At 68.9% G+C, this 11298-nt stretch carries 8 protein-coding genes and 1 tRNA gene; 6 read left to right on the forward strand and 3 right to left on the reverse strand.

Annotation, left to right across the window (positions count from 1 at the left end; genetic code table 11):
- Positions 1-225: 225 nt before the first annotated feature.
- The 3 genes from ACLML9_RS24560 to ACLML9_RS24570 form a co-directional block, all read right to left on the reverse strand.
- Positions 226-298, reverse strand: a tRNA-Arg gene (locus ACLML9_RS24560).
- A 93-nt stretch (positions 299-391) separates the two neighbouring features.
- Positions 392-1123, reverse strand: a complete 732-nt coding sequence (locus tag ACLML9_RS24565) for a DUF305 domain-containing protein (protein WP_411947736.1) — start codon at positions 1121-1123, stop codon at positions 392-394.
- Complete coding sequence (locus ACLML9_RS24570) at positions 1123-2049, reverse strand: DUF3105 domain-containing protein (RefSeq protein ID WP_411947737.1); 927 nt, start codon at positions 2047-2049, stop codon at positions 1123-1125. The genes ACLML9_RS24565 and ACLML9_RS24570 overlap by 1 nt, the downstream gene beginning before the upstream one ends.
- A gap of 91 nt (positions 2050-2140) precedes the next feature.
- Here ACLML9_RS24570 and argS point away from each other — a divergent pair, with 91 nt between their 5' ends.
- From argS to rho, 6 genes are all read left to right on the forward strand, one after another.
- On the forward strand, positions 2141-3799 hold the full coding sequence (argS, locus tag ACLML9_RS24575) for an arginine--tRNA ligase (RefSeq protein ID WP_411947738.1): 1659 nt from the start codon (positions 2141-2143) through the stop codon (positions 3797-3799).
- A 58-nt stretch (positions 3800-3857) separates the two neighbouring features.
- Positions 3858-5273 (forward strand): diaminopimelate decarboxylase, encoded by a 1416-nt coding sequence (gene lysA / locus ACLML9_RS24580; RefSeq protein WP_411947739.1) that lies wholly within the window; start codon positions 3858-3860, stop codon positions 5271-5273.
- Between the two features lie 24 nt (positions 5274-5297).
- Positions 5298-6659 carry a homoserine dehydrogenase gene (locus tag ACLML9_RS24585; protein WP_411947740.1) on the forward strand — a complete coding sequence of 454 codons (1362 nt, stop codon included), beginning with the start codon at positions 5298-5300 and terminating at the stop codon, positions 6657-6659.
- A gap of 83 nt (positions 6660-6742) precedes the next feature.
- Entirely contained in the window at positions 6743-7804 is a 1062-nt protein-coding gene (gene thrC / locus ACLML9_RS24590; RefSeq protein ID WP_411947742.1) for a threonine synthase, read from the forward strand.
- 26 nt (positions 7805-7830) lie between these two features.
- Positions 7831-8778 (forward strand): homoserine kinase, encoded by a 948-nt coding sequence (thrB, locus tag ACLML9_RS24595; RefSeq protein WP_411947743.1) that lies wholly within the window; start codon positions 7831-7833, stop codon positions 8776-8778.
- A 313-nt stretch (positions 8779-9091) separates the two neighbouring features.
- Complete coding sequence (gene rho / locus ACLML9_RS24600) at positions 9092-11194, forward strand: transcription termination factor Rho (RefSeq protein ID WP_411947741.1); 2103 nt, start codon at positions 9092-9094, stop codon at positions 11192-11194.
- Positions 11195-11298: the final 104 nt, after the last annotated feature.

The following is an 11298-nucleotide window of genomic DNA, read 5'->3' on the forward strand; positions in this document are numbered from 1 at the left end:
GATCTCGCCGGCGGGCGGTTCCCGGTGGAGAATGTCTCCCGCTGTACAGCGGTGTGGCCTGAGCGGATCGGTGCCACCGCCCGGGTCCACACGCGTACGTGGAACGGTGCGCTGAGCCGCGGCGAAGACTTCGGGTGGAGTGGTGCCGACTCGTGACACTCGGGCGGCCGAGAACGAGAAAGGCCCCCGACCAGAACCCAGCTGGTCGGGGGCCTTCCTCGTGCGTGCCCTCGGCAGGAATCGAACCTGCGGCCTTCTGCTCCGGAGGCAGACGCTCTATCCCCTGAGCTACGAGGGCGGGGATCCACCCGGTGCGACCGGGAGCCGGTCGATCGGGCGGACCACAGCGTATCGCATCATCACCGATGCGGCCAAAACGAGTGGTGGCGGTTCAGTTCAGGGGCAGTGGCCGACCACCGCGAGCGGCGAGCATATCGGTGATGAGCCGGGCCTCACCCTGCTGCGCGGCGAGCATCTGCCCTGCCAGGATGCCGATCTCGCCGGTTTCGGCGTGCTCGGCACCGTATTCGAGCATCGGGACCCCGCCCTGGTGATGGCGCAGCATGAGTTGCAGGAACAGCACATCGAGGTCGGTACCGCGGGCGTCGCGCAGCCGCTGGATGTCCTCGGTGGTCGCCATACCCGGCATCGCGGCAACTGCCCCGGCCCCCGGTGCCCCGGAGCCGTGGTCGTGGCCGCCGCTGTGCTGGTCGTCACCGTGCCCGGGCTCGTGCATCCAGCCCATGTAGCCGTCCGTGCCGCGTGCGGGGGCGCCCCACATCTGCAACCAGCCCTGCATCCGCCCGATCTGACTCTGCTGGGTGGTCAGGATGTCGTAGGCGAGGCGCTGCACCGCGGGATCGGCCGAACCCAGCAGCGCCATTCCCGACATCTCCACGGCCTGCGTGTGGTGCGCCGACATATCCTGCGCGAATCCGATATCGACCGGACCCGGCCCGGACCCGCCGGACTCGTCCGGCGAGAACAGCACACCCGCGCCGAACCCGACCACGAGCAGGGCGATCGCGGCGATGATCAACAGCGGGGTGCGCTGGCCGCGCAGCTGCGCGCGCAACCCGGATTCGGGCCGGTGCCCGGTCTCGGGGGTTTCCGTTTCCGGCATTACTGTCCGGCCCCGGGCGCCTGCGGGTCGGGCACAGCGCCGGGCGCCTGCGGGTCCGGCAGGGTGCCGGGCATCCCCGGGATCGCCGGGATACCGCCGGGCAGACCGCCGCCGGGCACTCCCATACCGCCGAGCTCGCCCTGGTCGGGCTGCAGGCCGGCGCCGTCCATCGGCACGGCGTCGGGGCCCGGTTCGCTCGGGTCGTACGGGGGCGGGTTCTGGGTGTCGAAGGCGACCGTCGCGCAGTCCGCGCCGACCTCGGGGTAGGCGAAGTTGTTCAGCCGCAGCGCGGTGATGAACTGACCGACCCGTTCGTCGTCGGCGCTGTTCACGGTGAGCTGATGTCCCCAGGACTGCAGCGAGACGGGGGCTTCCTGGCCGGGGTGCGGCGACATGAGCATGTACTGCTCGCCCTCGACCTTCTTCTTCAGCGTGTCGATCCCGGCCTGGCCGACCTTGTCCGGGTTGTAGGTGATCCACACCGCGCCGTGCTCCAGCGAATGCACCGCGTTCTCGTCGCGCAGCGCCTTGTCGTAGACGGTGCCCATACAGTTGGCCCAGGAGGAGTCGTGCGGGCCGCCGAACGGCGGGGTCTGGTCGTAGGCGACCCGCTTGGTCGCGTCGACGTGCAGACCGGCCGGGTACTCCTTCTTCACCACGCCCTCGATCTGGTCGGAGGGGTCCTTCTGCTGCTCGGAAGGGGTGAACTTCTCCAGGGCGGCCTTCTCCTGGTACTTGGGCACCAGGTTCACCGCCAGCGCCGCGACCAGCCCGACGAGCACCACGACCGCACCGATGGTGAGCCAGGGGATTCGCTGCGTGATCGGCGGTTTGCCCTTGTTCCTGCTGCTGCTGGCGCGCGCGCCCGCGACTTTGCCCGCCGCCTTCACGGCCTTCGCCGATTTGGCGCTCGTCCTGTTCGGCATACCGGTCCCGTTCTTTCCACGTCGATGAACAGTGCCGAGCTGCGGTGCCCACTCGCGGCGCGCACCCACTCGGACCATAGGATAGAGACTCGTGACTCCAGCCGACCTTGCAGATCTCCTTCACGCCACCGCGGCGAAGGTCCTCGCCGAACGTGGACTGGATGCCGCGGTGCTGCCCGACACGGTCGATGTGGAGCGTCCCCGGAACCCGGAGCACGGTGACTACAGCACCAATGTAGCGATGAAGGTCGCGAAGAAGGCCGGAACCAACCCGCGGGATCTGGCCGGCTGGCTCGCCGAGGCGTTGAGCGATACCGAGGCCGTCGCCGCCGCCGAGGTCGCCGGGCCCGGCTTCCTCAATATCCGGGTCGCCGCGTCCGCGCAGGGTGTGGTGCTCGAGCAGGTGCTCGCGGCCGGGGCGGCGTACGGCACCGCGAACGCGCTCGCCGGTACGAAGATCAATCTGGAATTCGTTTCCGCCAACCCGACCGGCCCGGTGCACCTGGGCGGCACCCGCTGGGCGGCGGTGGGCGACGCGCTGGGCCGGATCCTGGCCGCGCAGGGCGCCGAGGTCACCCGTGAGTATTACTTCAACGATCACGGCGCCCAGATCACCCGGTTCGCCGAATCGCTGGTTGCCGCCGCCACCGGCGCGCCGACCCCGGAGAACGGGTACGCGGGCGCCTATATCGGCGAGATAGCCGACCGGATCGTCACCGCCCATCCCGGCGCGGCCGAACTCGAACCGGAGAAGCGGCTGGAGTTGTTCCGCGCCGAGGGCGTGGAACTGATGTTCGCGCACATCAAGGAAACGCTGCACGAATTCGGCACCGATTTCGATGTGTATTTCAACGAGAGTTCGTTGTTCGCCTCGGGTGCGGTCGAACGCGCGGTGGACACCTTGAAGAATTCCGGTGACCTGTATTCGAAGGACGGCGCCTGGTGGATCGCCAGCTCCGAATATGGAGACGACCAGGACCGGGTGGTCATCAAGAGCGACGGGAACGCCGCCTATATCGCCGGCGATATCGCCTATCTGCAGGACAAGCGGTCGCGCGGTTTCGACCTGTGTATCTATATGCTCGGCGCCGACCATCACGGCTACATCGGCCGGTTGAAGGCCGCGGCCGCCGCGTTCGGTGACGACCCCGACAGTGTCGAGGTGCTCATCGGCCAGATGGTGAACCTGCTGCGCGACGGTGTGGCGGTGCGGATGAGCAAACGCGCGGGCACCGTGGTCACGCTCGACGATCTGGTGGAGGCCATCGGCGTCGACGCCGCCCGTTACTCGCTGGTGCGCAGCTCGGTGAACTCGAGCATCGATATCGATTTGGACCTGTGGGCCAAACAGGACAGTGTGAACCCGGTGTACTACGTGCAGTACGCGCACGCCCGTGCCGCGTCCATCGCGCGCAATGCCGCCGAATTCGAATACGACACGGTGACACCGGATTTCGCCCTGCTGGATTCGGAGTTCGAGGGCGCGCTCATCCGCACCATCGGGGAATTCCCCCGGGTGGTGGCGAGCGCGGCGACCCTGCGGGAACCCCACCGCATCGCGCGGTACCTGGAGGAACTGGCCGGCGCCTACCACCCGTTCCAGACCAATAAAGCCCTGCGGGTACTGCCGCTGGGCGACGAACCCGTCTCGCCGGTCAACGCCGCCCGCCTGGTGCTGGTGAACGCCACCCGCCAGGTGCTGGCCAACGGTCTGGCCCTGCTCGGCGTCACCGCCCCGGAGCGGATGTGACCGCGCCCCGCAATCGCATCGACCGACTGTTCCGGCAGTGGACGAGGAAGGAAGACCGATGAGTGTCCATCCCGCCGGGCCCCGGCACGCCGAGATACCGCACGCCCCGAACCTGCCGGAACGCCCGGCCGATCCGCGGCAGCTGATCGACCTGCCCGCGCGGGTGTGGCCGCGCAACGCCACCCGCGGCGCCGACGATGTGGTCCGGCTGGCGGGCGTGCCCGTCACCGAGCTCGCCGCGCAGTTCGGGACGCCGCTGTTCGTGGTCGACGAGGACGATTTCCGGTCCCGCTGCCGCGATATGGTGCGCGCGTTCGGGCCGAATTCGCGAGTCCACTACGCCTCGAAGGCTTTTCTGTGCGGCGAGATCGCGCGCTGGATCCGCGACGAAGGACTTTCGCTGGACGTGTGCTCCGGCGGTGAACTCGCCGTCGCGCTGCACGCCGGTTTCCCGGCCGAGCGGATCGCCCTGCACGGCAACAATAAATCCGTGGCCGAGCTGGAGGCCGCGGTGGCGGCCGGAGTGGGCCATATCGTGGTCGACTCGCTGATCGAGATCGACCGGCTGGAAGCCGTCGCCGGTGCCGCCGGCGTCGTGCAGGACGTGCTGGTCCGGGTCACGGTCGGCGTCGAGGCGCACACCCACGAATACATCTCCACCGCGCACGAGGACCAGAAATTCGGTTTCTCCATTTCCGGCGGCGACGCCATGGAAGCGCTGGCGCGGGTATTCGAGGCCGATAATCTGCGGCTGGTCGGGCTGCACAGCCATATCGGATCGCAGATCTTCGAAATCGACGGTTTCGAAATCGCCGCGCATCGGATGCTGGGCCTGCTGCGCGAAGCGGTCGACAAATTCGGTGTCGAGCGCACCTCGCAGATCTCGCTGCTCGATCTGGGCGGCGGTCTGGGTATTTCCTATCTGCCCTCCGACGATCCGCCGCCGCTGGACCTCTTCGCCGAGAAACTCCGTGCGCTGGTCGCCCTCGAGGCCGAACGCGCCGGGCTGCCCGTGCCCCGTATCGCGGTGGAACCGGGCCGCGCCATCGCCGGTCCCGGCACCGTGACCGTGTACGAAGTGGGCACCGTCAAGGACGTGTCGCTCGACGGTGGCCTGCGCCGCCGCTATGTGAGCGTGGACGGCGGGATGAGCGACAATATCCGGCCCGCGCTCTACCAGGCCGACTACCACTGCCAGCTGGTGTCCCGCGGTTCCGAGGCGCCGCCGGTGGTCGCCCGCGTTGTCGGAAAACATTGCGAGAGCGGCGATATCATCATCCGTGACACCTGGATGCCGGCCGATGCGGGTCCGGGGGACCTCCTCGCGGTCGCCGGCACAGGTGCCTACTGCTATTCCATGTCGAGCCGGTACAACATGCTGACCCGTCCCGCCGTCGTCGCCGTGAGCGACGGCGCGGCCCGGCTGATCCTGCGCCGGGAAACGGTCGAGGACCTGCTCGGTCTGGAGGTCTGAATGGACGCGACGAAAGGGGCGAGCATGCCAGAGGGGGCCGAGGTGGTACCCGGTCGATGGGGGCCGGACCGCCCGATCGGTATCGCGGTACTGGGAATGGGCAATGTGGGCCGCGAGGTCGTGCGGATCCTGCGGGATCACGCCGACGATCTGCAGTCGCGGGTCGGGGCGCCGCTGACCCTGCGCGGAGTCGCGGTGCGCAGCCTCGACCGCGACCGCGGACTACCCGCCGAACTGCTGACCACGGACGCCGAGGCCCTGGTGGCGCGGCCCGATGTGGACCTGGTCGTCGAGGTGATCGGGGGTATCGATCCGGCCCGCAAACTCATCCTGGCCGCGCTCAACGCCGGGAAGTCGGTGGTCACCGCCAACAAGGCGCTGCTGGCCGATTACACCGGCGAACTGGCCGCCGCCGCGGAACGCAGCCGCGCCGACCTGTATTTCGAGGCCGCGGTGGCCGGTGCCATCCCGGTGGTCCGGCCGCTCATCCAGTCGCTGTCCGGCGACCGGGTGAACCGGGTCGTCGGCATCGTCAACGGCACCACCAACTTCATCCTCTCGGCCATGGACGAGACGGGTGCCGACTACGGCGACACCCTCGCCGAAGCGACCCGTCTCGGCTACGCCGAAGCCGATCCGACCGCCGACGTCGAGGGCTACGACGCCGCCGCGAAGGCCGCCATCCTGGCCTCGCTGGCCTTCCACACCCGCGTGACGGCCGCCGACGTCTACCGCCAGGGCATCGCCGGCATCACCGCCGAGGACCTGGAGACCGCGTCCGCGCTGGACTGCACCGTCAAACTGCTGGCTATCTGCGAGCGGGTACCGGCGGGTGCGGGCGAACCCACCCGGGCCGAAGGCGGCAAGGACCGGGTGTCGGTGCGCGTCTATCCGGCGCTGATCCCGCGCAAACATCCGCTGGCCGCGGTCACCGGAGCGTTCAACGCGGTGGTCGTGGAGGCCGAGAACGCCGGTCGGCTCATGTTCTACGGGCAGGGCGCCGGCGGGGCGCCGACCGCTTCGGCCGTACTGGGCGACCTGGTCATGGCCGCCCGCAATAAATTCTTCGGTGGCCGGGCACCGGGCGAATCGGTCTATGCTGAGCTTCCGATCGCGCCGATCGGCGACACTCCGACGCGCTATCACGTGAATCTGAAGGTCGAAGACCGTCCCGGCGTACTGGCGAGGGTGGCGGGCGAATTCTCCAACCACGGAGTGAGCATCTCTACCGTCCGGCAGGAGGGTCACGACGACAAGGCGCGACTGGTGGTCGTCACCCACCTCGCGACCGAGGCGGCTCTCTCGGAGACCGTCGCCGCGCTGTCGGGTATGGAATCCGTCACATCTGTCACCAGCGTTCTGAGATTGGAAGGCACCGAAGAATGACAACAGCATCGCGCAGCGACTCCGTCAGGGGCGGCGGTGGGGTGACGGTTGGGCCCACCGCCGGAGTCGCCCCGCAGGCCGGAGTGCACTCCCGCTGGCCCGGGCTCATCGCTGCCTACCGCGACCGCCTCGCGGGCGCGGCCGACTGGGAACCGGTCACCCTTTTCGAGGGCGGAACCCCGCTTGTTCCCGCGCCACATCTGTCGCAGCTCACCGGCTGCGAGGTGTACCTGAAGGTCGAGGGCGCCAACCCGACGGGTTCGTTCAAGGACCGCGGGATGACCATGGCCATGACCGATGCCAAATACCGCGGTCAGCAGGCGGTGCTGTGCGCCTCCACCGGGAACACCTCCGCCTCGGCCGCCGCCTACGCCACCCGCGCGGGGATGACCTGTGCGGTGCTCATCCCGCAGGGCAAGATCGCCATGGGCAAACTGGCCCAGGCCGTGATGCTCGGCGCGAAGGTCATCCAGGTCGAGGGCAATTTCGACGACTGCCTGGAACTGGCCCGCAAGGTCACCTCGGATTTCCCGTCCATCGGCCTGGTGAACTCGGTGAACCCGGCGCGGATCGAGGGGCAGAAGACCGCGTCCTTCGAAATCTGCGATGTGCTCGGCCGGGCCCCCGATGTGCACGCGCTGCCGGTGGGCAACGCCGGGAATATCACCGCCTACTGGCGGGGCTATCGCGAATACCGGGCCGACGGCGTGACCGAAACGCTGCCCCGCATGCTGGGCGTCCAGGCCGCCGGGGCGGCCCCGCTGGTCAACGGCGCCCCGGTGAGCCACCCGGAAACCATCGCGACCGCCATTCGGATCGGCGCGCCCGCCTCCTGGAACGGCGCGGTGGGGGCCAAGGAGGAATCCGGCGGCGCGTTCCGCGCGGCCACCGACGAGGAGATCCTGCACGCGTACCGTCTGGTCGCGGCCGAAGAGGGCGTTTTCGTGGAGCCCGCGTCCGCGGCGAGCGTCGCGGGTGTGCTGGCCGCCCATGCCGAGGGCTGGCTGGAGCCCGGGCAGACAGTGGTCTGCACGGTCACCGGAAACGGTCTCAAGGACCCCGATACCGCCCTGCTCGGCATGCCCGAGGTGCAGGCCATCCAGGTCGACCCGGTCGCCGTGGCCGCACGACTCGAACTGGCCTGATGGTGGATACGCGCGAAAGCCGGCTGGTGGCTCCGACTCTGCCGGCCGGTCTCACGGTCTCGGTCCGGGTGCCGGCCTCCACCGCGAATCTGGGGCCCGGGTTCGATTCGCTGGGTATGGCCCTGGGGATCTACGACGAGATCGAGGTACGCAGTACCGATTCCGGCCTCAACATCCGGATGGAGGGCGAAGGCGCCGACGAGGTGGCCTGGGGGCCACAGCATCTGGTGGTGCGTGCGATCGAACGCGGACTGGAATCGGCCGGTATCTGGGCCGACGGCCTGGACGTGCTGTGCCGGAACGCGATTCCGCACTCCCGCGGACTGGGTTCCTCCGCCTCGGCCGTGGTCGGCGGGCTGGCCGCCGGGCGCGCGCTGGCCGCGCAATTCGATCCGTCCCTGGCGGTGGACACCGATCAATTGGTGCAGCTCGCCTCGGAATTCGAAGGCCACCCCGATAACGCCGCCGCCAGTGTGCTCGGTGGAATCGTCGTGTCCTGGACGGAGGCCGGCCCCGGCCCGGATACCGATATCGGCGCCCCGCAACGCCTCTACCGGGCGGTTCGCCTCGATGCGCATCCCACGGTGCATCCGGTCGTCCTGGTCCCCGAGGAGCGGTCCTCCACCGCGCAGACCCGCGGGCTGCTGCCCGAACTGGTACCGCACCGGGACGCGGCGTTCAACGTGAGCCGGGCCGCGCTGGCGGTCGTCGCGCTGACCCAGCGTCCGGACCTGCTGCTCCCGGCCACCGCGGATCGGTTGCACCAGACCCAGCGCGCCCCCGCGCTGCCGTTGACCACCGCGTGGATCCAGCGGTTGCGTGATGCCGGCATCGCGGCCACGGTCTCCGGCGCCGGGCCCACCGTGCTCGCTCTTCTGACCTGCCCTTTTCCCGAAAAGCTACGTCTGTCGGCCGCCGCGGACGGGCTGCGGATCATCGAACCGGGCATCGCGGAAGGCGTGCAGATCGGCTGACGGGCGCGTCCGCCTTGCCGACCTTCGTACTTGCCCGCTATCCTGGGCAGGTCCGTACATCGCGCGCATCAGACGCCGGTGCTTCATCAGGGCAATCGCTCCAGCAGGCTCCAGGCTCGAGCCCTCATGCCATGGGGGTGCCGCGCAGCCGCTCAACTGGAATGATCTCTTCCACCTTTTCCAGCGGTGGCGAAGCACCCGGTCCCGGAGGGGCAGGCGATACGGCTACAAATCCGAGTCCGGCAGCGAGATCGGGCTACGGAACGAAACCCTCGACACAGCACACGGCCATCGAGGGAAGGAAAGGATCTCCGTGACAGATACGGACCTGCTCGCGACACCCGGGGTGGAATCCGACTCCGAACCCTCGGGCAACCGCGAAAGTGACTCCGGACAGATTTCTTCGAAGATGAGCGAGAACACCGACATCGGATCGGGGCTGACTGGAATGTTGTTGCCGCAGTTGCGCGCACTGGCAGGGGAACTCGGAATTCGAGGCACCTCCGGTATGCGCAAGGGTGATCTCATCGCCGCCATCAAGGAAAACCAGGCCGGCAGACCCGCCGCCGCGGAGCGCAGCACCCGCGCGAAGGCTGCCAAAGAACGCAAAACCGCAGACCAGCCTGCCGAGGCCGGGACCGCGGCGCCTGCCGTCGAGGCCGCGCCCGCCGCCGCGTCGGCTCCGGCGGTCGAAGCGCCCGCCGCCGATAACGCGGCCAACAAGGACTCCGCGGCCGCGGACAAGGGCAAGCCCGACCAGGCCGCCACCAACGGCTCGGCGACCGCCAACGGCACCGCAGGCGCGGACACCGAATCCAGCGCCAAGACCGACGGCAGAGCCGACAACAAGCCGGCCGAGGGTGCCGAGGATTCGGGCCGCGATTCCGGCCAGCGCGGCCGCGGCCGCCAGCGTCGTGGTCGCGACCAGCAGCCCAAGAACGGCGAGCCCGCCGGCGAGGACGCCAAGCAGCAGGACGGCGCGAAGAACGACGCCGTCAAGCAGCAGGACGGTAAGGACAGCAGGGACGGCGAGCAGGGCGAGCGCCGTCGCGACCGCAACCAGGGCCAGCAGGGCCAGGGTGGCGATCAGCGTGGCTCCAGTGGCAACCGAGGCGGCGGCGATCGCGGTGGCGATCGTGGTGGCGATCGTGGTGGCGACGACGAGGAAGGCGGCCGTGGCCGCCGCGGCCGCCGGTTCCGCGAGCGTCGCCGGGGCCGCGACCGCGACGGGGGCACCGGTGAAGCGCGCGAGCCCGAGATCCGGGAAGACGATGTGCTCCAGCCGGTCGCGGGCATTCTCGACGTGCTGGACAACTACGCGTTCGTGCGCACCTCCGGCTACCTGGCCGGACCGAACGACGTCTACGTCTCGATGAACCTCGTCCGCAAGAACGGCCTGCGCCGCGGTGACGCGATCACCGGTGCGGTCCGCGCGCCGCGCGACGGCGAACAGAGCAACCAGCGGCAGAAGTTCGATCCGCTGGTGCGGCTGGACACCGTCAACGGCGCCGAAATCGATTCGGCCAAGCGCCGCCCCGATTTCAACAAGCTGACCCCGCTGTACCCGAACCAGCGGCTGCGCCTGGAAACCCAGCAGAACAAGCTGACCACCCGGGTGATCGACCTGATCATGCCGATCGGTAAGGGCCAGCGTGCGCTGATCGTGTCCCCGCCGAAGGCCGGTAAGACCACGATCATGCAGGACATCGCCAACGCGATCGCGATCAACAACCCCGAGTGCTACCTCATGGTGGTGCTGGTCGACGAACGTCCCGAAGAAGTCACCGATATGCAGCGTTCGGTGAAGGGCGAGGTCATCGCCTCCACCTTCGACCGGCCGCCGTCCGACCACACCTCGGTCGCCGAACTGGCCATCGAGCGGGCCAAGCGCCTGGTCGAGATGGGCAAGGACGTCGTGGTGCTGCTGGACTCGATCACCCGTCTGGGCCGCGCGTACAACAACTCCTCGCCGGCTTCCGGGCGCATCCTGTCCGGTGGTGTCGACTCCACCGCGCTGTACCCGCCCAAGCGGTTCCTCGGCGCGGCGCGCAATATCGAGAACGGCGGGTCGCTCACCATCATCGCCACCGCCATGGTGGAAACGGGTTCGACCGGTGACACGGTGATCTTCGAGGAGTTCAAGGGCACCGGTAACGCCGAGCTCAAACTGGACCGCAAGATCGCCGAGCGGCGCGTGTTCCCCGCGGTGGACGTCAACCCGTCCGGCACCCGTAAGGACGAGCTGCTGCTCAACCCGGACGAGGCCGCGGTCCTGCACAAGCTGCGTCGTGTCCTGTCCGGTCTGGACTCGCACCAGGCGATCGACCTGCTGATCGACCGCCTGCGCAAGAGCAAGAACAACCTCGAGTTCCTGATGCAGGTCTCCAAGACCGCACCGGGCGCCTTGGACGAATAGTTGCGGCGCCTTTACCGGCATCGCTGAATTCGGCACCGAGCGGGGGGGGGGGGCCGGGAGGGGGGCGCCCGCGGGGTTTGGAGGGGGGGGGGCGGGGGGGTTTA

The sequence above is a fragment of the Nocardia sp. NPDC002869 genome (assembly GCF_046764065.1).
Taxonomy (GTDB): Bacteria; Actinomycetota; Actinomycetes; order Mycobacteriales; family Mycobacteriaceae; genus Nocardia; species Nocardia rhamnosiphila.